We start from the raw sequence: 19,008 nt of genomic DNA on the forward strand, positions 1-19,008 counted from the left end.
CCGCCGGCCGTTCCGATGCCTCTTTCCGCTGGGATCAGAACTCGTAGCGGATGGTGAACTGCGCGGCCCAGGCCGACTCGCCGCGGTTCTGGCGGGTGGTCAGGTCCTCGACGTTCGGCAGGGTGCCGTAGACGTAGCGGCCGTCCTCGGTCAGGCCGAGGCCACGGACGAAGCTGCGCGACAGGCCGCCCTGCGACTGGAAGCCCACCTCGTCGATGCGGCCCCAGTCCTTGTTCAGCAGGTTGCCGAAGTTCAGGACGTCGAGCTGCAGGACGGTCTTGTGGCCCTTCATGAAGCCCGGCAGTTCCTGGCTGATGCGCACGTCGAAGGACTGGGTCCAGGGCGAGAAGGCCGAGTTGCGATCGACCACGCCACCGGCGTACTTCTCCAGGCCGTTCTGCTGCACGAACTGCCAGAACAGGGCCTCGTCGGCCGCACCGCCGCGGAACACCACCTCGCCCGAGCCCGGACGGGTCGGGATGTAGATCAGGTCGTTGATGTTGCCGTCGCCGTTGAGGTCGTTGTCGAACACCCAGCTGTACGGCTTGCCGGCGCGGCCTTCATAGAACACGCCGAAGCTGGTGCGGTAGTCGCCGAAGAAGGCGCGGGTCCAGTTCAGCTGGCCGACCACGCGGTCCTTCACGAGGTAGGCCGAGTTGGCCTCGACTTCCTCGTTGGCCTGGAACACGGAGACCGAGTTCCAGTTCGAGTTGGCGACCGACGAGGTCAGCGGGCTGACTTCCGTGGCGCGGGTGTAGGAGTAACCCAGGCCCCAGGTCCAGTGGTCGCTCAGCTTGCCGTTGAGGCTCAGCGAGAAGTTGTCGCCGCTGCCCTTGCCGGTGTTCTCGGCCAGGAGCACGTTGTTGAAGTTCGGGTTGTTCAGGGCGCGCGAACGGAAGCCCGAGCAGGCGCCGGTGGTGATGGTCGAACCGTTGGTGTTCCAGCAGTTCGTGTTCAGGCCCTGCGGGGTGTAGAACAGGTTACGGCCATCGGTACCGACGGCGGTCGGGGCGCCGAGGTTGAGGTGCTTGTAGAAGATGCCGTTCTCGACTTCGGTACGGATGTACTCGGCCGAGACCACCATGCCGCCCCACGGCAGCTCGTGGTCGAACGCCAGGTTGGCCTTCCAGACCGACGGCTGCTCGAGGTCTTCCGACAGGAAGTCGACGTTGGCGGCCGGCACGGCGCCGACGAAACCGGTCGGCTGGCTGTTCGGATCCGGGTTGAACAGGCCGTCGGTGGTCGGGCACGCGGCGAAGCCGGAGATGCCGCAACCGATCACGCGGGTCGCGATGCCGGTGTTCGAGTACGGGTTGGACAGCCACACGTTGGCCGCCGCGCCCTCGAACAGGCCCACGCCGCCGCGCAGCTGGGTCTGGCGATCGGTGTCGAAGGTGTAGTTGAAGCCCAGGCGCGGCTGGAACAGCTCGTTGCCGTCCAGGGTCACGTCGTTGCGGATGCCGAAGCCGCCGCTGGCGCGGGTGACCGTGCCGACCCACGGGGTGGTGTTGCCGGCGATGGAGCCGTTGACGGTGGCGGCACCGGCGGCCGCGTTGTACAGCGGACGGGTGTTCATCTGCTTCTGGTCGATGCGCAGGCCGGCCATCAGGGTCAGGTTGTAGTTGACCGACCAGGTGTCCTGGATGAACAGGCCGATGTTCTGGTAGTCCCAGTTGGCGGCGCCGTCGTTGAGGTCGAAGCCCGGGGCGCCGACCTGCACCTGGTAGCTGCTCACGCGGCCACGGCGGAAGTTCTCGAGCACGGCGGCTTCGTTCTGCGCGCGGGTGGCGGTATTGCAGGTGACGCCGGCGGCGAGCAGCGGGTCGGAGTAGAAACCGGCGCCGCCGTTGATGCAGGCGAAGGTGTAGTTGCCGCGGGTGTCCTGCAGGAAGGCGTTGTAGACGTCGTTGTCGTCGTAGTCCAGGCCGAACTTCAGCTCATGCTGGTCCAGGAACCAGTTGGCGCCGAGGTAGTAGTTCCAGGTCTCGGTGGCCAGGTCGTTGAAGTGGCGGCTGCGCTCGGTACCGAACACGAGGCCGGCGTTGGTGCTCGACACCGACGGCGAACCCGGCGGCAGTGCGCCCGAGAAGTTCAGGCGGATCTGCGGCAGGAACGAGTTGTTGATCGGGGCGCTGGCGTAGTCGCGGTAGGAGATCTTGGCTTCGGTCGAGAAGTTGTCGGTCCAGTCGGAGAACACCTGGCCAACGTAGGTCTCGATGGTCTTGGCCTGGTTGTACCAGTGCGAGCTCAGCGAGATGGCGTTGTTGAAGTTGGTCGGGAAGATCGGCTCGTTCTGCTCGGTCTTGCTCCAGCGCAGGCTGGCGCGGTGACGGTCGCCGAGGTTGGCGTCGAGCTTGATCAGGCTGTCGTCGACGGTCAGCTCGGACGCGGTGACGTCCTCGCCACCAACGTCGAAGCCCCAGGTGCCGCTGGCGATGGCGCGGGCACCGGAGATAGCGGTCGGGGTGATCGCGACCGGGGTGCGGTTGCTGCCCAGCGGGCCGAAGTTGAGGCCGCCGCGGCTGCTGACCAGCTCCTCGTGGGCGATGAAGAAGTACAGGCGGTCCTTGATCAGCGGGCCGCCGAAGGTGAGGCCGGTGGTGTCTTCCTTGAACGCCGGGGCGTTGCTGAAGCCGCCGGTGGCGCGGTTGAAGCGGTCGCCGGCCAGGTTGTCGTCGCGGTAGACGTAGTACACCGAACCGCGGAAGTCGTTGGTGCCCGACTTGGTCACGGCGTTGATGTTGGCGCCGGTGTAACCCTTCTGGGTGACGTCGTAGTTCGAGATGTTCACCTGCACCGAGTCGATCGCGTCGATCGAGATCGGCTGCTTCAGGGTCGGCAGGTTGTTGGCCTCGAGGCCGAAGGTGTCGTTGGTGGTGACGCCGTCGATGGTGATCGAGTTGAAGCGCGAGTTCTGGCCGGCGGCCGAGATCTCGCCGCGGTCCTTGTCGGTCTGCGACAGGCGCGGGTCGAGGCGGGCGTAGTCCTGCAGGTTGCGCTGCACGGAGGCCAGGGTGCGCAGCTGCTCGCGGCTCACCGCGGTGCCGGCGCCCATGTTGGTGGTGCTGAAGATCTCGGAACCGACGACTTCGCCGGTCACTTCGACGGCGGCCAGGGTGGCCACGTCTTCGCCCAGGGTGGCGTCGACCGAGGTGGTCTCGGCCAGCTGCAGGTACACGCCCTCGCGGACCTCGGTCACGCCGTCCTTGGTGATCGTGATGGTGTACGGGCCACCAACGCGCAGGCCGCGCGCCGAGTAACGGCCGTCATTGCCGGTGGTGGCCGCCGACACCGAGCCCGAGGGCGTGTGCACGATGGTCACCTGCGCGCCGGACACCGGCTGCGAGTCGGAGCCGACGATGCGGCCGGCGACGGCGCCGGTGGTGTTCTGCGCGAAGGCCGGAGCCGCCGCGAGCGCGAGGGCGAGGCCGAGGGAGAGCTGCGAAAGCCGAACCCGGTTGCGATTGGTCATGGTGTGTAACCCTGTTTTTGGGAAGTGGCGAAAAAAATGCTGCGGCGTCCCGCCGCTGTACCCTTCGGTCGGGTACGGCTTTTCCTTGAAAACTTGCCGGAAGCGTCCCCTGGGACCCCTTAGCAATAACAAGAGTTTAACACGCTAACCGGCTTAGATGTCATTCAGGTTACGGTCCGGCCGGGCGGCGCGGCCCGGGTCCGCCCGGGCTCAGGCCAGCGGGGTGCCCCGGAGGTAGGCCGCGATGCCATCGAGCAGCATCTGCACCGAAAGTGCCACCAAAAGCATGCCCATGAGCCGTTCCACGGCGATCAGGACCCGCATGCCCAGCACCTTGTAGAGGTAGGTGGCCGAGAACAGCAGCACCGCCGTGGCCAGCCAGGCGATCACCAGGGCCAGGCTCCAGTCGCCCATCCGGCCCGGCTCCTGGGCCGCCAGCAGCATCACCGCCGCCATGCCCGAGGGGCCGGCCACCAGCGGGATGGCCATGGGCACGATGAAGGGTTCGCCGCCCGGTACGTCGCCGAACATGCCTTCGGGGCTGGGGAAGATCATCTTCAGGCCGATCAGGAACAGCACGATGCCGCCGGCGATGGACACCGACTCCTGGCGCAGGTGCATCAGCTCGAGCACGTACTTGCCGCCCCAGAGGAAGACGAACAGCACGCCCAGGGCGATCAGCAGCTCGCGCGCCAGCACCCGGCGCCGGCGCTGCGGCGGCAGCGGCTTGAGCAGGCCCAGGAAGACCGGGATGTTGCCCAGCGGGTCGAGGATCAGGAACAGCAGCAGGGCCGCCGAAAGGGTGGTCATGCCGGCACCCGCGGGGCCCAGACCTGGCCGCGCAGCGCGGCGCCGGCCGGCGACAGCAGGTGCACGCAGGCCGGGGCGTAGGCGGCCGGGCCGGGCACGCGCAGCTGGGCCTCGTCGGCATAGGCGCGGGCGCGCAGGTCGGTGCGCATCGGCCCCGGCTCGAGGCCGGCCACGCGCACGGGGGTCATGTCGGTTTCGGCGCTGAGCTGGCGCACCAGCGCGGCCAGGCCCTGCTTGGCCAGGCCGTAGGCGCCCCAGTAGGCCTTGCCCACGCGCGCCGGGTCGTCGGTGACGAACACCACGGCGCTGTCGTCCACCTTGCGCAGCCAGGGCAGGCAGGCCTGGGTGAGCAGCCAGGGCGCGGTGAGGTTGACGTGCAGGCAGCGCACGAAAGCCTCGGGTTCCACCGCCTCCAGCGGCGCCAGGCCGGTGAACTCGGCCGCGCAGTGCAGCAGGCCGTGCAGGCCGCCGAGTTCGACGGCCACCTTTTCCGCGAGCTGGGCGTAGTCGGCCGGGTCGGCGCCGGCCAGGTCGATCGGGTAGATCGCCGGCTCGGGGCCCAGCGCCTTCACTGCGTCGTAGACGCGGTTGAGCTTGGGCACCTTGCGGCCCACCAGCACCACCGTGGCGCCGGCGCGCGCGCAGGCCTTGGCGGCCTCGGCGCCGAGGCCGCCGTGGGCGCCGGTGACCAGCACCACGCGCCCGGCCAGGGCATCGGCGGGCACGGCGGCGGGCGCGGCCGGCGCGGTGCTCATGCCGGCTTCTGCGCCTCGGCGACGATGCGCGCCAGCTCGCCGCTCTCGAGCAGGTCGACGGTGATGTCGCAGCCGCCGATCAGCTCGCCGTTGATGAAAAGCTGCGGGAAGGTCGGCCAGTCCGAATAGCGCGGCAGGTTGGCGCGCACCTCCGGGTCCTCGAGCACGTTGATGCTGTGGAAGCCGGTGGCGCCGGCCGACTTGAGGGCCTGCACGGCGCGGCTGGAGAAGCCGCACATCGGGAACTGCGGCGTGCCCTTCATGAAGAGCACGATCGGGTGGCCTTCGACCTCGGCCTTGATGCGGTCCATGACGCTCATGTGAAAGAAGCTCCGTTTCGCCCGCGGCCGTGGGGGCGGGCCGCGATGGGGCTAGAATTATACGGCTGGGCGCCGCCCGCCGGCGCCTTACCCCACACGAAAGGAGACAGCCCATGGCCATCGAACTGCCCGCCCTGCCCTACGACCGCACCGCGCTCGAGCCGCACATCTCGGCCGAGACCATCGATTTCCACTACGGCAAGCACCACCAGGCCTACGTCACCAACCTCAACAACCAGATCAAGGACACCGAGTTCGAGTCGATGGACCTCGAGTCCATCATCCGCAAGTCCCAGGGCGGCATGTTCAACAACGCCGCGCAGGTGTGGAACCACACCTTCTACTGGAACTGCCTCAAGCCCGGCGGCGGCGGCGAGCCGACCGGCGCCCTGGCCGAGGCCATCAACAAGGCCTTCGGCAGCTTCGCCCAGTTCAAGGAGCAGTTCACCCAGACCGCGCTGACCACCTTCGGCTCGGGCTGGGCCTGGCTGGTGCAGCGTCCGGACGGTTCGCTGGCCCTGGTCAGCACGCCCAACGCCGCCACCCCGCTCACCGGCGCCGACAAGCCGCTGCTCACCTGCGACGTCTGGGAGCACGCGTACTACATCGACTACCGCAACGCGCGCCCGAAGTACGTCGAGTCGTTCTGGAACCTGGTGAACTGGGACTTCGTCGCCAGCCAGATGGCCTGATGGCCCCGGCGCAGCCGCTGCTCGCCATCGACCGGCTGTCCTGCGCCTACGCAGGGCAGCCGGCGGTCAGGGACCTGACGCTGGCGCTCGCGCCCGGCGAGCTCGGTTGCCTGCTCGGGCCCAGCGGCTGCGGCAAGACCACCCTGCTGCGCGCCATCGCCGGCTTCCACGCACCGGCGTCCGGCGCCCTGCTGCTGCGCGGCCGGGATGCCCGGGCGCTGCCACCCGAAGCCCGTGGCCTGGGCTTCGTGTTCCAGGACCTGGCGCTGTTCCCGCACCTGACGGTGGCCGGCAACGTCGCCTTCGGCCTGCACCGCCTGCCCCGCGGCGATCGCGCCGCGCGCGTGGCCGAAACGCTCGCCATGATCGGCCTCGAGGGCCTGGGCGAGCGCTATCCGCATGAACTTTCCGGTGGCCAGCAGCAGCGCGTGGCCCTGGCCCGCTCGCTGGCGCCGCGGCCCGACCTGCTGTTGCTCGACGAGCCCTTCTCCAGCCTCGACGCCGACCTGCGCGGCCGCCTGCGCGACGACCTGCGTGCGCTGCTCAAGCGACTGGGCATCGCCGCCCTGCTGGTGACGCACGACCAGGAAGAAGCCTTCGCCTTCGCCGACACCGTCGGCGTGATGCAGGCGGGCACGCTGCTGCAGTGGGCGCCGGGCTTCGAGCTCTACCACCGCCCGGCCACGCCTTTCGTGGCCAGCTTCGTCGGCGAAGGCCGCTTCCTGCCGGCGATGGTGCTGGCCGGGGGCCGCGTGGCCACGGCGCTGGGCGAACTGGACGTGGCCGGCGAACTGCCCTGGCCGGTGGGCAGCGCGGTGCGCGTGCTGCTGCGCCCGGACGACCTGCACCCGGCCGACGACGGCGGCATCGAAGCCGTGGTCGAGTCGATCGCGTTCCGCGGCGCCGAAACCTTGCACACCCTTTCGCTGCCCGACGGCACCCAGCTCACGGCGCTCGTGCCCAGCCACCAGCAGCGTGCGCCGGGCAGCACGATGCGCGTGCGCCCCGACCTCGCCCACGTGGTCGTCTTCGCCGCCTAGCGCAGACGGGTGATGACGGGGGCGACCTGGGCTTCGCGGCCCAGGGCCTTGCCGACGCGTTCGAGTGCGGCGGCCAGCTCCGCCGGCGTTTCCGCGCGCAGCGTGGCGTGGCCAACCTTGCGGCCTTCGCGCGGCGACTTGCCGTAGTCGTGCCAGTGGCCGCCCGGCTCGGCCAGCACCGGCGCGGCCGCCGGCATCTCGCCGATCCAGTTGAGCATGCAGCTGTGGCCCACCGCGCGCACGTCGCCCAGCGGCAGGCCGAGCACGGCGCGCAGGTGGTTCTGGAACTGCGAGGTTTCGGCGCCCTCGATCGTCCAGTGGCCGGAGTTGTGCACGCGCGGCGCCATCTCGTTGGCCACCAGCACGCCGTCGCGCAGGAACAGCTCGAGCGCGAACACGCCCACGTAATCGAGCGCCTCGGCCACGCGGCGCGCGGCGTCGAGCGCCTGCGCCTGCAGCGCGGCGTCGGCGCTGGCCGGCGCGAGGCTGGCCGAGAGGATGCCGTCGACGTGCCAGTTCTCGGTCAGCGGCCAGGCACGCAGCGCGCCGTCGCGGCCGCGCACCGCCACCACCGACAGCTCGCGCTGGAAGGCGACGAAACCCTCGAGGATCAGGCCCACGCGCGCGGCCTGCGCACCCAGCGTGGCCCAGGCGGCGTCGGCATCGGCCGGCGACTTGATGCGGAATTGGCCCTTGCCGTCGTAGCCCAGGCGGCGGGTCTTGAGGATGCAGGGCGTGCCGACGGCGGCGATGGCGGCGTCGAGCTCGTCGCGCGTATCGACGGTGGCGAACTCCGGCACCGGGATGCCGAGCTCGCGGAACAGGGTCTTCTCGGCCAGGCGGTCCTGGGCCACGGACAGCGCACGCGGGTTCGGGAACACCGGCACGCGCTCGGCCAGCCAGCGGGCGCTTTCGGCCGGCACGTTCTCGAAATCGAAGGTGGCCACGTCCACGCGGCGCGCGAACTCGGCCAGCGCGGCCTCGTCGCGATAATCAGCCTCGAGCAGCGGCGCGAACTGCGCGGCGCAGGCGTCGGCGGTGGAATCGAGCACCAGGAAGCGCAGGCCGAGCGGCGCGCCGGCCAGGGCCATCATGCGGGCCAGCTGCCCGCCGCCGAGGATGCCGACCGTGGTCACGGCAGGCGCGGGTCGGCGTGGGCGAGCACGTCGCGGGTCTGCTGCTCGCGGAAGCGCGCCAGCGCCTCGCGCACGGCCGGGTCCTGCGCGGCGACGATGGCGGCGGCGAACAGGCCGGCATTGGCCGCGCCCGCCACGCCGATGGCGAAGGTGGCCACCGGGATGCCGGCCGGCATCTGCACGATCGAAAGCAGCGAGTCGAGGCCGTTGAGCGCCTTGCTCTGCACCGGCACGCCGAGCACCGGCACGGCGGTCATCGCCGCCACCATGCCCGGCAGGTGCGCGGCGCCACCGGCGCCGGCGATGACCGCGCGCAGGCCGCGCGCCTCGGCGGACTTGGCGTACTCGGCCAGCAGGTCGGGCGTGCGGTGCGCGGAGACCACCTTCACTTCGTGCGGCACGCCCAGCTTCTCGAGCCGGTCGACGGCATGCTGCATCGTCTCCCAGTCGGACCGGGAGCCCATGATCACCCCGACCAGCGGGTTCTTGGCGGCTTGGTTCATGGCGGGCGGCTTTGGCAAAACGCTATTCTAGACCCAAGCCCCCGAACCGGACACCGGCCACGCCATGGACCGCAAATTGCTCGACATCCTCTGCTGCCCCGCCAGCAAGCAGCCGCTGGCCCTGCTGGCCGGCGACGACCTGGCCCGGCTCAACCGCGCCATCGCCGCCGGCGGCATCGTGCGCGCCGACGGCAGCGCCCAGGCCGAGGCGCTGGCGGAAGCCCTGGTCACCCGCGACCGCCGCACCGTCTACCGCGTGGACGACGGCATCCCCGTGCTGCTGGCCGACGAGGCGCTCGACACCGGCCAGGTCGCCGATTTCCCGCGCTGACATGGCCCTGCCCCCGAGCCCGCCCGCGCCCGAGGTGGTGGCCGGGGATGTCGCCCGCGCCCTGGCCGAAGACCTCGGCCCCGGCGACGCCACCGCCGACCTGCTGCCCGACGGCCCGGCCCAGGCCTACGTCATCGCCAAGGAGGCCGGCGTCGTCGCCGGCCGGCCCTGGTTCGACGCCTGCTTCCGCCGCCTCGACCCGGAGGTGCGCATCGACTGGCGCGTCGCCGAGGGCCAGGCCGTGGCCGCCGGCACGGTGCTGGTGACCCTGGCGGGGCGGGCCCGCGCCCTGGTCAGCGCCGAACGCCCGGCCCTGAATTTCCTGCAGACGCTCTCGGCCACCGCCAGCCGCACCGCCGAATGCGTGGCCGCGCTGGCCGGCAGCCGCACGCGCGTGCTCGACACCCGCAAGACCCTGCCCGGCCTGCGCCAGGCGCAGAAGTACGCGGTGCGCGCCGGCGGAGGCCTCAACCACCGCATGGGCCTGTACGACGCGGTGATGCTCAAGGAAAACCACATCCACGCCGCCGGCTCGATCGCCGCGGCCGTGGCCGCGGCGCGCCGCCTGCACCCGGCGCTGCCGCTGATCATCGAGGTCGAAACCCTCGACGAACTCGACCAGGCGCTCGCGGCCGGCTGCGACCGCATCCTGGTCGACGAATTCTGCGACGCCGACCTGCGCGAGGCCGTGCGCCGCGCCGCGGGGCGCATTCCGCTGGAGGTGTCGGGCGGCGTCACGCTCGGGCGCCTGGCGGCGCTGGGCGAGATCGGCGTGGACTACGTCTCGATCGGCGCGCTCACCAAACACGTGCAGGCGCTCGACCTCTCCCTGCGCCTCGGCCCGCCGCCCGCCTGATGCCCGGGCTCAGCCGCGGCTGAGCACCAGGGCGACGATGACCACGATCGCGGCCGCCGTCAGCATGATCGGCACCCACTTGCTCATGCCGCCCGAGGCCGCCGGCGCGGCCGCGTCGCCGGGCTTGGCCAGGCGCGTGGCCTGCTGGGCCATCTCCATGCCCGGGGCCACGAGGATGAAGCGCACCGCGTCCAGGCGCAGCTCGTCGCCGGGCTTGAGGAAGCCCTGCTGCACGCGCTTGCCATTGATGTAGGTGCCGTTGGAGGAACCGAGGTCTTCGACCGAAACGCCGTCCTGCGTTGGCTTGACCAGCGCGTGGCGTCGCGAGATCTCGTCGGCGGCCACCGGGATGTCGGCTTCGGCCGCACGACCGATCACCACCGGCCCCTGCACCGGGAAGACCTTGCCAAACACCGCGCCGGACACGCCGCGCAGCAGGTACTTGGGCACGGCCATGCGCACGCGCGTGGCCCCGGTGTCTTCTTCGTCCGCAGCGGCCGCGGCGGCGGCGCTGGCAGGCACCGCGCGCGCGGCCTCGACCACCATGAAGCGCGCCTGCACCGGGCCGATGCCGATCGTGTCGCCGGCGCGCAGCGCCATGATGTCGGCCACCGGCTTGCCGTTGACGCTGACCTCCCCGCCCCCGTCGGGCACCTGCAGGTTGGCGCCGGTACCGGTGACGTGGATTTCGCAGTGGCGCTCGAGCACGCCGTCGACGGAAAGCACCACCGCGCCTTCGGCCGAGCGGCCGATGCGGTTGACGCCGTGGCTCAGCAGCACCTGCGGATGTTCGCCATTGGGAAACACCAGTTTCATTTCGCTCTCCTGCGATTCGGCGCGTGCCGCCGGCGGGGCGGGTCCGGCCCTATCTTAGCCATGTGAAGGCGATGCGGGCAGGGGTCGCCTTGTGGTGTGCGCCGACCGCCCCCACACTGCCCGCATGCTCACCACCCTGCTGCTGTCGGTCCTCGCGATGGGCCTGCTTGTCTTCTGGTTTTCCGGCCGCGCCGCGGCCGAGGCCGCCACTGTCATCGGACAGCGCGCCTGTACACGCGCGGGCGTGCAGTGGCTCGACCACAGCGTGCACCTGCTGGCGATCCGCGTGCGCCGCGGCCCCGACGGCTGGCTGGGCCTGGAGCGCCATTTCGGCTTCGAATACTCCACCGGCGGCGAAGACCGCCACGCCGGCCGCATCGTCATGCACGGCAAGCGGCTGCGCGCCCTGGCCGGGCCGATGCCGCCGGAAAACGCGCTGCACTGAGCGCGCCTACTTCACCACGCGCAGGTGGCTGCGCCGCGGCGGCTCGCCGCCACCGCCGTCCGGGCCGGCCGGCGGCTCGGGTCCTTCGCCCGCCTCGCCGCTGCCGTCGTCGGGCAGCATCATGCCCTGCCCCGTTTCCTGGGCGTAGATCGCCAGCACGGCCGACACCGGCACGTACACCGACTGGCTGACGCCGCCGAAACGCGCGAGGAAGCCCACGCCCTGGTTGTCGATATGCAGCTGGGCGACGGCGCGCGGGGCGATGTTGAGCACCACCCGGCCGTCCTTCACCGACGACGCAGGCACCTGCACGCCCTCGCTGGTGGCGTCCACGAGCAGGTGCGGGGTCATGCCGTTGTCGTTGATCCACTCGTTCAGCGCCCGCAGCAGGTAGGGGCGGTTGGAACCCATCCGGGGCGTATCGGTCATTGCGGCAGGTCGCGCAGGCCTTTCTCTTCGGGGGTCAGGCTGCGCAGGTAGGCGGGGTTGCGGAAGATGCGGTTGCCGTAGTCCTCGATGAGCTTGGCCTCCTTGGGAAGCTGCACGCCGAGCGCCGGCAGGCGCCAGATGATGGGGGCAATGGCGCAATCGGCCAGGCTCATCTCGGGGTTGAGGAAGAACTTGGAGGCCTTGAACAGCGGCAGCGAGGCCAGCAGCAGTTCCTTCAGGCGCTTGCGGCCGGCGTCGGCCTGGGCCTTGGTGCCGTGCTGGATGGCCTGCACGTGCGGCACCCAGTCGTGCTCGAGTCGCAGCATCGCCAGGCGGAGCCGGGCGCGCGAGAGCGGGTCGACCGGCATCAGGGGCGGGTGCGGATAGCGCTCGTCGAGGTATTCGGACACCACCGAGGCGGCATAGAGCACCAGGTCGCGGTCCACCAGCGTCGGCACCGAGTGGTAGGGGTTGAGGTCGACCAGGTCTTCGGGCGGGTTGGCCGGGTCCACCGGAACCAGTTCATAGCTGACGCCCTTGGCGGCCAGCACCAGCCTCACGCGGTGGCAGACCACGCAGTCGCGGGCGGAAAACAGGGTCAGGGCATTACGCAAACGCGGACTGGCTGCCATCAAGAAGGTCCCCCGGGGTGCCGCCGGCCCCTGCCAGCGGTTTTCACGAGCCCTGACCATGCCCGAAATGCCCGGTTTCCCGCAAGACGGTGCCCCGGAAAACAAAGGGCCGCCCGAAGGCGGCCCCAAGCCATTGATTCCCTTGGGGAATCAGTGAACGTCGCGCCAGAACTCCAGCTTCAGCAGGTAGGCGATGAAGGTGAAGAAGGCCAGGAAAAGCAGCACCCAGACGCCGATCGACTCGCGCTTGAGGGCCGCCGGCTCGGCGACGTACTCAAGGAAGGCGCTGATGTCGCGGGCGACGCGGTCGAACTCCTGCGGCGACAGGCGGCCGGGGCTGGCCAGCTCGAGGCGGACCAGGTGCGGCTGGCCGTCGGCGCCCTGGTCGTAGACCGGACGCTGGATGCCCTGCAGCTCCCAGAACACGTTGGGCATCGAGGCGCCCGGGAAGACCGTGTTGTTCCAGCCCATCGGACGGGCTTCGTCGATGTAGAAGCCCTTGAGGTAGGTGTAGATCCAGTCCGAACCGCCGTGCTTGGCGCGGGCGGTGAGGCTCAGGTCCGGCGGGGCCTTGCCGAACCAGGCATTGCCGTCGCCGGCGTTGATGCCGGTGTGGATGTTCTCGCCGATGCGGGCCTGGGCCGGCATCAGGTGCTGCTCGACCAGCTCCGGCGGCAGGTCCAGGTCCGAGGCGATGCGCGAGTAGCGGTGCAGCGACAGCGCATGGCAGCCGGCGCAGTAGTTCATGTACAGGCCGGCGCCACGCTGCAGCGAGGCCTTGTCGCTCAGGTCGGTCCCGGCCGATTCCAGCTTGACGGCGGGGCCGGCGGCGAAGCCGAGGGCCGGCGCGAAAGCCAGCAGGAGGGCGAAGAGGCGCAGCTTAGTCATGCGAGGGCACCCGCTCGGGAACGGCCTTGGTCTGGCCCCAGGTGGACCAGAAAGGCATGAAGATGAAGAAGGCGAAGTAGTACGCGGTGAGGATGCGCGCCACCAGCTTCTGGGTGTCGGAGCCGCTCTGCGCACCCAGCCAGCCCAGCACCACGAAGCTGACCACGAACAGGGCGATCAGGATCTTGTGCAGCATCGGGCGGTAGCGGATCGAGCGCACCTTGCAGCGGTCGAGCCACGGCAGGGCGAACAGGATCAGGGTGGCGCCGCCCATCACGATCACGCCGAACAGCGGGTGCGGGATGGCGCGCAGCATCGCGTAGAACGGGGTGAAGTACCACACCGGCTTGATCAGCGCCGGGGTCACCAGCGGGTCGGCGGCCATGAAGTTGTCCCACTCCAGGAACCAGCCGCCCATCGCCGGGGCGAAGAACACGATGAAGGCGAAGATCATCAGGAAGAAGCCGGCGCCGAACAGGTCCTTCACCGTGTAGTACGGGTGGAAGGGGATGCCGTCCTTGGGCTTGCCGGTGTCCTTGTCCTTGACCTTCTTGATGTCCACGCCCTCGGGGTTGTTCGAACCCACTTCGTGCAGGGCACCGAGGTGCAGCACGACGAGCAGCAGCAGCACCAGCGGCAGGGCGATGACGTGCAGGGCGAAGAAGCGGTTGAGGGTGGCGTCGGCGACCAGGTAGTCGCCGCGGATCCACTCGGTCAGCTCGCCGCCGATGAACGGGATGGTGCCGAACAGGTTGATGATCACCTGCGCGCCCCAGTACGACATCTGGCCCCAGGGCAGCACGTAGCCCATGAAGGCCTCGGCCATCAGTACCAGGAAGATGACCACGCCCAGCACCCAGACCAGCTCGCGCGGCTTCTGGTACGAGCCGTAGATCAGGCCGCGGAACATGTGCAGGTACACCACGACGAAGAACAGCGAGGCGCCGGTGGAGTGCATGTAGCGGATCAGCCAGCCCCACTCGACGTCGCGCATGATGTACTCGACCGAGTTGAAGGCCTCGGCCGCGGACGGCTTGTAGTGCATCGTCAGGAAGATGCCCGTGACGATCTGGTTGACCAGCACCAGCAGGGCCAGCGAACCGAAGTAGTACCAGAGGTTGAAGTTCTTCGGAGCGTAGTACTCCGACATGTGCTTCTTGTACGCCGGGATCAGGCCCGGGGTACGGTCGTTGAACCAGGTGGTGACCGTCTCGACGGTGCGGTTGATGACGTTGGCCATTACGCGGCTCCCTCCGGCGGAACACCCACGATGACGCGGTTGTCGTCAACGAAGTGGTAAGGCGGGACCTCGAGGTTCGACGGGGCCGGGACGCCCTGGTAAACGCGGCCGGCGAGGTCGAAGCGCGAGTTGTGGCACGGGCAGTAGAAGCCGCCCTGCCACTCGCCGTCGAAGGCCTGCGGCTGCAGTTCCGGGATGTAGCTCGGCGAGCAGCCCAGGTGGGTGCAGATGCCGACGATCACGGCCACTTCGGGCTTGATCGAGCGCACTTCGTTGCGGGCGAAGGCCGGCGTCTGGTCGGCGTTCTCGGACGCCGGGTCGCGCAGGCGGTCGTTGAGCGTCGGCAGCGCGGCCAGCTGCTCCGGCGTGCGCTTGAAGATCCACACCGGCTTGCCGCGCCACTGCACGATCATGCGCATGCCCGGCTCGAGGTCGATCTTGCTGATGTCGACCTCGACCGGCGCGCCGGCCGTCTGGGCCCGTGCGCTGGGCTTCCAGGAACTGAGGAACGGCACCGCGGCGAACCCGACGCCCACCGCGCCGACAACGGCGGTGGTTGCGGTCAGGAAGCGGCGGCGCCCCGTGTTGACCCCTTCGTTAGCCATCCGGCTCTCCGAAACGTTTGCTAAGTGGCTGAAAACCCAAGGGCCGGTCCCGAAGGGGCCGGCAAAGACGCGCAATTGTAGCGGACGCGGCGCGACACGGACAACGCCGCGTGCCGGGGCCGGCGCGCGGGCCTCAGTTGGCCGCCAGGGCCCCGCGGTAGCGCTCGGCCAGCTGGCCCACGCGCTGCACGTAGCGCTGGGTCTCGGCGTAGGGCGGCACGCCGCCGTGGCGGTCCACGGCGCCTTCGCCGGCGTTGTAGCCAGCGGCGGCCAGGGTCAGGTTGCCCTCGTAGCGCTTGAGCAGCCAGGCCAGGTACTGCACGCCGCCGCGGATGTTCTGGGCCGGATCGAACACGTCCGAGACGCCGAAGCGCTCGGCGGTGGCCGGGATCAGCTGCATCAGGCCCTGGGCCCCGGCATGCGAGACCGCATTGGGCCGGAAGGCCGACTCGGCATGGATGACCGCGCGCACCACGGCCTCGTCCACCCCGAACTCCTGGGCCGCCGCCCGCACCTCGCCGGCATAGGCATCGAGGTTGAGCCGCACGGTGCCGAAATCGACGCCCGGCAGCAGGCCGCAGGCGTAGCAGGTCTCGACGTAGCTGAACAACATTTGCGCGCCGCCGCCGGCCGGGCGGACGTTGGTGTAGTGCACCACGCCGTCGCGTTCGTACTTGTAGATGGCGCCGCGGGTGACGCGGGCGCCGCTGGTTGCGGCCGGCGCCGCCGGCAGGGCCTGGCCCGCCGAGGCGGTGTGGAACTGCACGGCCGGGCGCGGCCCGCCGCCGCCCCCGGCGGCCGGGGTGGCCACGGGCGCGGCCGGCGCCGCGGCGCGGGGCCGGGCGTCCGAAGCCCGGTAGGTGGTGGCCACGGTGCAGTGCGCGCCCGGCACCTTCTTGCTGGAGAAATTGGGCACGCCGTCGGCACCGGTGCACCGGTACAGCGTGCCGGCGGCCGCCGGATGGGCGGCGGCCAGCAGCAGGACGGCCAGCAGGGGCACGTGGCGGCTCATGGGCGCGAGGTTTACTCCTTGCCGGGGCGCTTGCCAAGGCTTTCCGGGGCGAACGGGGCCGGGGCGCCGGCCAGGACAGCCGCCCCGGGGCTACAATACGCCCCCCTTCCGGAACGGATTAAGCGCCGACATGCCCGGGACTTCGCCCGCCAGAGGCAAGCTCTACATCAAGACCCACGGTTGCCAGATGAACGAGTACGACTCGGCCCGCATGGCCGACGTGCTCGCCGCCGAACACGGCCTGGAACTGACCGACGACGAGGCCGAGGCCGACGTCATCCTGGTCAACACCTGCTCGATCCGCGAGCGGGCCCAGGAGAAGGTGTTCTCCCAGCTCGGCCGCTGGAAGCACCTCAAGAAGGAAAAGCCGGTGCTGATCGGCGTCGGCGGCTGCGTGGCCAGCCAGGAGGGCGAGGCCATCCTCAAGCGCGCGCCCTTCGTCGACCTGGTGTTCGGCCCGCAAACCCTGCACCGCCTGCCCGGCATGATCGAGGCGCGGCGCGAGAGCGGCCGGCCGCAGGTGGACATCAGCTTCCCCGAGATCGAGAAGTTCGACCGCATGCCCGAGCCGCGCGCCGAAGGGCCCACGGCCTTCGTGTCGATCATCGAGGGCTGCTCGAAGTACTGCAGCTTCTGCGTGGTGCCCTACACCCGCGGCGAGGAAGTCAGCCGCCCCTTCGACGACGTGCTGCTCGAGTGCGCGCAGCTGGCGGCGCAGGGCGTGCGCGAGATCCACCTGCTGGGCCAGAACGTCAACGCCTACCGCGGCGCCACCGCCGAGGGCGACGAGGCCGACCTGGCGCTGCTGATCCGCGCCATCGCCCAGATCGAAGGCGTCGGCCGCATCCGCTACACCACCTCGCACCCGGTCGAGTTCACCGATTCGCTCATCGAGGCCCACCGCGACGTGCCGCAGCTGGCCGCCTTCCTGCACCTGCCGGTGCAGTCGGGCAGCGACCGCATCCTGGCGGCGATGAAGCGCGGCCACACCGCGCTGGAGTACAAGGCCAAGCTGCGCCGCCTGCGCGAGGCCCGGCCCGACATCACGATCAGCTCGGACTTCATCGTCGGCTTCCCGGGCGAAACCGACCGCGATTTCGAGGCGACGATGAAGCTGATCGAGGACATCGGCTTCGACCAGAGCTTCTCCTTCGCCTACTCGCGGCGCCCGGGCACGCCGGCCGCCAACCTGCACGACGAGGTGCCGGCGGCGGTGGCCAACGAGCGCCTGCAGCGCCTGCAGGCGGCCATCAACGCCAACGCCCGCCGCTACGCCGAGGCCATGGTGGGCACCGTCCAGCGCGTGCTGGTCGAAGGCCCCAGCGCCAAGGACCCCGACGAGCTGACCGGCAAGACCGAGAACATGCGCAACGTGAACTTCCCCGGCGGCAAGCGCCTCGTCGGCCAGTTCGTGGACGTGCGCATCACCGAGGCCCGCACCAACTCCCTGCGCGGCGAGGTGGTCCAGACCGCATGAGCAAGCACGCGACGCACCGGGATTTCGTGCTCGAGCCCCAGGACGTGGGCCGGCTGGCCAACCTGGCCGGGCCCTTCGACGAGCACCTGCGCCTGCTGGAGCTGCGCCTGGGCGTGGAGATCGCCAACCGCGGGCACGTGTTCCGCGTCACGGGCGAGGAAAAGCCGGTGGACGTTGCCGAGAAGCTGCTGCGCGCGCTCTACGACGAAACCGCCACCGAGGTGCTCGACCCGCACAAGTTGCACCTGCGCCTGGGCGAGGCCAGCCTCGGCCACCTCGACGAGTCCTACTCGCCGCAGGAAGTGGCCATCAAGGTCAAGCGCGGCACCGTGCGCGGCCGCGGCGCCAACCAGCAGAAGTACCTGCACGCCATCGCCACCCACGACATCAACTTCGGCATCGGCCCGGCCGGCACCGGCAAGACCTTCCTGGCCGTGGCCATGGCGGTCGAGGCGCTCAATGAAAGCCGCGTGCAGCGCCTGCTGCTCGTGCGCCCGGCGGTGGAGGCCGGCGAGAAGCTGGGCTTCCTGCCCGGCGACCTGAGCCAGAAGGTCGACCCCTACCTGCGCCCGCTCTACGACGCGCTCTACGAGATGCTGGGCGTGGAGAAGGTGGCCAAGCTGCTCGAGCGCAACGTCATCGAGGTGGCACCGCTGGCCTACATGCGCGGCCGCACGCTCAACGACGCCTTCGTCATCCTCGACGAGGCGCAGAACACCACCATCGAGCAGATGAAGATGTTCCTCACCCGTATCGGCTTCGGCTCCACCGCCGTCGTCACCGGCGACCTGAGCCAGATCGACCTGCCCAAGCACCAGAAATCGGGCCTGCGCGACGCCATCGACGTGCTGCGCGGCGTGGAGGGCATCAGCTTCAACTTCTTCACCGCCCGCGACGTGGTCCGCCACCCGCTGGTGGCGCGCATCGTGCGGGCTTACGATGCCCGCGACGGCAAGGAGTCGCAGGAATGACCAAGGGTCCCGTCCAGCTCGACGTCGGCGTCAGCTACGGCCTGCCCCGCAAGGGCCTGCCGGCGGCCACCAGCTTCCGCAAATGGGCCGCGGCCGCCGCCAGGGGGCGCATCCGCAAGGCCGACCTGGCCATCCGGCTGGTGGACGAGAAGGAGGGCCGCGCCCTCAACCACCACTACCGCGGCAAGGACTACGCCACCAACGTGCTCAGCTTCCCGGCCGACCTGCCGGACGGCGTGGACCTGCCCCTGCTGGGCGACCTGGTGATCTGCGCCCCCGTGGTGGCCCGCGAGGCCCGCGAGCAGGGCAAGGACCTGGCCGCCCACTACGCCCACCTCACCGTGCACGGCGTGCTGCACCTGCTGGGCCTGGACCACGAGGACGAGCGCGAGGCCGAGGCCATGGAGCAGCTCGAACGCGAGATCCTGGCCGGCCTGGGCCTGCCCGACCCGTATTGAAGCAAAGGTACCAGGTTCATTTTCCCGGGCCGGGACGGGGCATTTGCAGGGTCTTCCCCCGGGAAAATGAACCTGGTACCGGTCTCGGGTAAACTCGGGTTTCCGCCGCCCTGCGGCGCA

At 70.1% G+C, this 19,008-nt stretch carries 21 protein-coding genes; 8 read left to right on the forward strand and 13 right to left on the reverse strand.

Going from position 1 to position 19,008, the window contains the following annotated elements; all coding sequences use genetic code 11:
* Positions 1-34: 34 nt before the first annotated feature.
* The 4 genes from ABS41_RS05825 to grxD all read right to left on the reverse strand — a co-directional run bounded on the left by ABS41_RS05825 (position 35) and on the right by grxD (position 5,357).
* Positions 35-3,472, reverse strand: a complete 3,438-nt coding sequence (locus tag ABS41_RS05825; RefSeq protein WP_290591833.1) for a TonB-dependent receptor — start codon at positions 3,470-3,472, stop codon at positions 35-37.
* 210 nt (positions 3,473-3,682) lie between these two features.
* Positions 3,683-4,282 carry a YhgN family NAAT transporter gene (locus tag ABS41_RS05830; protein WP_290591835.1) on the reverse strand — a complete coding sequence of 200 codons (600 nt, stop codon included), beginning with the start codon at positions 4,280-4,282 and terminating at the stop codon, positions 3,683-3,685.
* On the reverse strand, positions 4,279-5,037 hold the full coding sequence (locus ABS41_RS05835; protein ID WP_290591837.1) for an SDR family NAD(P)-dependent oxidoreductase: 759 nt from the start codon (positions 5,035-5,037) through the stop codon (positions 4,279-4,281). The genes ABS41_RS05830 and ABS41_RS05835 overlap by 4 nt, the downstream gene beginning before the upstream one ends.
* Positions 5,034-5,357 carry a Grx4 family monothiol glutaredoxin gene (grxD, locus tag ABS41_RS05840; protein ID WP_290591839.1) on the reverse strand — a complete coding sequence of 108 codons (324 nt, stop codon included), beginning with the start codon at positions 5,355-5,357 and terminating at the stop codon, positions 5,034-5,036. Before grxD ends, ABS41_RS05835 begins: the two co-directional genes overlap by 4 nt.
* Positions 5,358-5,470: 113 nt before the next feature.
* Between grxD and sodB the strand changes: the two genes are divergently transcribed.
* Positions 5,471-6,049: a superoxide dismutase [Fe] gene (sodB, locus tag ABS41_RS05845; RefSeq protein WP_290591841.1), complete on the forward strand. Its 579-nt coding sequence runs from the start codon at positions 5,471-5,473 to the stop codon at positions 6,047-6,049.
* Positions 6,049-7,089: an ABC transporter ATP-binding protein gene (locus tag ABS41_RS05850; protein WP_290591843.1), complete on the forward strand. Its 1,041-nt coding sequence runs from the start codon at positions 6,049-6,051 to the stop codon at positions 7,087-7,089. The genes sodB and ABS41_RS05850 overlap by 1 nt, the downstream gene beginning before the upstream one ends.
* Here the strand turns inward: ABS41_RS05850 and ABS41_RS05855 are convergent.
* Together ABS41_RS05855 and purE are read right to left on the reverse strand one after the other, a co-directional pair.
* Positions 7,086-8,225, reverse strand: a complete 1,140-nt coding sequence (locus tag ABS41_RS05855; RefSeq protein WP_290591845.1) for a 5-(carboxyamino)imidazole ribonucleotide synthase — start codon at positions 8,223-8,225, stop codon at positions 7,086-7,088. The genes ABS41_RS05850 and ABS41_RS05855 overlap by 4 nt on opposite strands.
* On the reverse strand, positions 8,222-8,728 hold the full coding sequence (purE, locus tag ABS41_RS05860; protein WP_290591847.1) for a 5-(carboxyamino)imidazole ribonucleotide mutase: 507 nt from the start codon (positions 8,726-8,728) through the stop codon (positions 8,222-8,224). Before purE ends, ABS41_RS05855 begins: the two co-directional genes overlap by 4 nt.
* Positions 8,729-8,792: 64 nt before the next feature.
* On the opposite strand from purE, the gene ABS41_RS05865 reads away from it, so the two are divergent.
* Positions 8,793-9,059, forward strand: coding sequence for a Trm112 family protein (locus ABS41_RS05865; protein WP_290591849.1), 267 nt, complete (start codon positions 8,793-8,795; stop codon positions 9,057-9,059).
* 1 nt (position 9,060) lies between these two features.
* Positions 9,061-9,915, forward strand: coding sequence for a carboxylating nicotinate-nucleotide diphosphorylase (gene nadC / locus ABS41_RS05870; protein WP_290591851.1), 855 nt, complete (start codon positions 9,061-9,063; stop codon positions 9,913-9,915).
* 9 nt (positions 9,916-9,924) lie between these two features.
* Here nadC and ABS41_RS05875 read toward each other — a convergent pair whose 3' ends face one another.
* Positions 9,925-10,731 (reverse strand): FHA domain-containing protein, encoded by an 807-nt coding sequence (locus tag ABS41_RS05875; protein ID WP_290591853.1) that lies wholly within the window; start codon positions 10,729-10,731, stop codon positions 9,925-9,927.
* Positions 10,732-10,855: 124 nt separating this feature from the next.
* Between ABS41_RS05875 and ABS41_RS05880 the strand changes: the two genes are divergently transcribed.
* The gene (locus tag ABS41_RS05880) at positions 10,856-11,176 is read left to right on the forward strand and encodes a DUF3301 domain-containing protein (RefSeq protein ID WP_290591855.1); all 321 of its coding nucleotides are present in this window, start codon (positions 10,856-10,858) and stop codon (positions 11,174-11,176) included.
* A gap of 6 nt (positions 11,177-11,182) precedes the next feature.
* Here the strand turns inward: ABS41_RS05880 and ABS41_RS05885 are convergent, their stop codons facing one another.
* The 6 genes from ABS41_RS05885 to ABS41_RS05910 all read right to left on the reverse strand — a co-directional run bounded on the left by ABS41_RS05885 (position 11,183) and on the right by ABS41_RS05910 (position 15,982).
* The gene (locus ABS41_RS05885; RefSeq protein ID WP_290591857.1) at positions 11,183-11,605 is read right to left on the reverse strand and encodes a ClpXP protease specificity-enhancing factor; all 423 of its coding nucleotides are present in this window, start codon (positions 11,603-11,605) and stop codon (positions 11,183-11,185) included.
* Positions 11,602-12,237 carry a glutathione S-transferase N-terminal domain-containing protein gene (locus ABS41_RS05890; RefSeq protein WP_290591859.1) on the reverse strand — a complete coding sequence of 212 codons (636 nt, stop codon included), beginning with the start codon at positions 12,235-12,237 and terminating at the stop codon, positions 11,602-11,604. The genes ABS41_RS05885 and ABS41_RS05890 overlap by 4 nt, the downstream gene beginning before the upstream one ends.
* A gap of 150 nt (positions 12,238-12,387) precedes the next feature.
* The gene (locus ABS41_RS05895) at positions 12,388-13,125 is read right to left on the reverse strand and encodes a cytochrome c1 (protein ID WP_290591861.1); all 738 of its coding nucleotides are present in this window, start codon (positions 13,123-13,125) and stop codon (positions 12,388-12,390) included.
* Positions 13,118-14,365 (reverse strand): cytochrome bc complex cytochrome b subunit, encoded by a 1,248-nt coding sequence (locus ABS41_RS05900; RefSeq protein ID WP_290591863.1) that lies wholly within the window; start codon positions 14,363-14,365, stop codon positions 13,118-13,120. Before ABS41_RS05900 ends, ABS41_RS05895 begins: the two co-directional genes overlap by 8 nt.
* The gene (gene petA, locus ABS41_RS05905; protein ID WP_290591865.1) at positions 14,365-14,970 is read right to left on the reverse strand and encodes a ubiquinol-cytochrome c reductase iron-sulfur subunit; all 606 of its coding nucleotides are present in this window, start codon (positions 14,968-14,970) and stop codon (positions 14,365-14,367) included. Before petA ends, ABS41_RS05900 begins: the two co-directional genes overlap by 1 nt.
* A gap of 133 nt (positions 14,971-15,103) precedes the next feature.
* The gene (locus ABS41_RS05910) at positions 15,104-15,982 is read right to left on the reverse strand and encodes a lytic transglycosylase domain-containing protein (RefSeq protein ID WP_290591867.1); all 879 of its coding nucleotides are present in this window, start codon (positions 15,980-15,982) and stop codon (positions 15,104-15,106) included.
* A 130-nt stretch (positions 15,983-16,112) separates the two neighbouring features.
* Between ABS41_RS05910 and miaB the strand changes: the two genes are divergently transcribed.
* Genes miaB through ybeY form a run of 3 tightly spaced genes read left to right on the forward strand, consistent with a single transcriptional unit; the run spans position 16,113 to position 18,888 of the window.
* Positions 16,113-17,459, forward strand: coding sequence for a tRNA (N6-isopentenyl adenosine(37)-C2)-methylthiotransferase MiaB (gene miaB, locus ABS41_RS05915; RefSeq protein WP_290591870.1), 1,347 nt, complete (start codon positions 16,113-16,115; stop codon positions 17,457-17,459).
* Positions 17,456-18,430, forward strand: coding sequence for a PhoH family protein (locus tag ABS41_RS05920; RefSeq protein WP_290591872.1), 975 nt, complete (start codon positions 17,456-17,458; stop codon positions 18,428-18,430). Before miaB ends, ABS41_RS05920 begins: the two co-directional genes overlap by 4 nt.
* Positions 18,427-18,888, forward strand: coding sequence for an rRNA maturation RNase YbeY (gene ybeY, locus ABS41_RS05925; RefSeq protein WP_290591874.1), 462 nt, complete (start codon positions 18,427-18,429; stop codon positions 18,886-18,888). Before ABS41_RS05920 ends, ybeY begins: the two co-directional genes overlap by 4 nt.
* The last annotated feature ends 120 nt before the right edge of the window (positions 18,889-19,008 follow it).

Origin of the sequence: Arenimonas sp. SCN 70-307 (assembly GCF_001724815.1) — a bacterium.
In the GTDB taxonomy this organism is placed as follows: domain Bacteria; phylum Pseudomonadota; class Gammaproteobacteria; order Xanthomonadales; family Xanthomonadaceae; genus Arenimonas.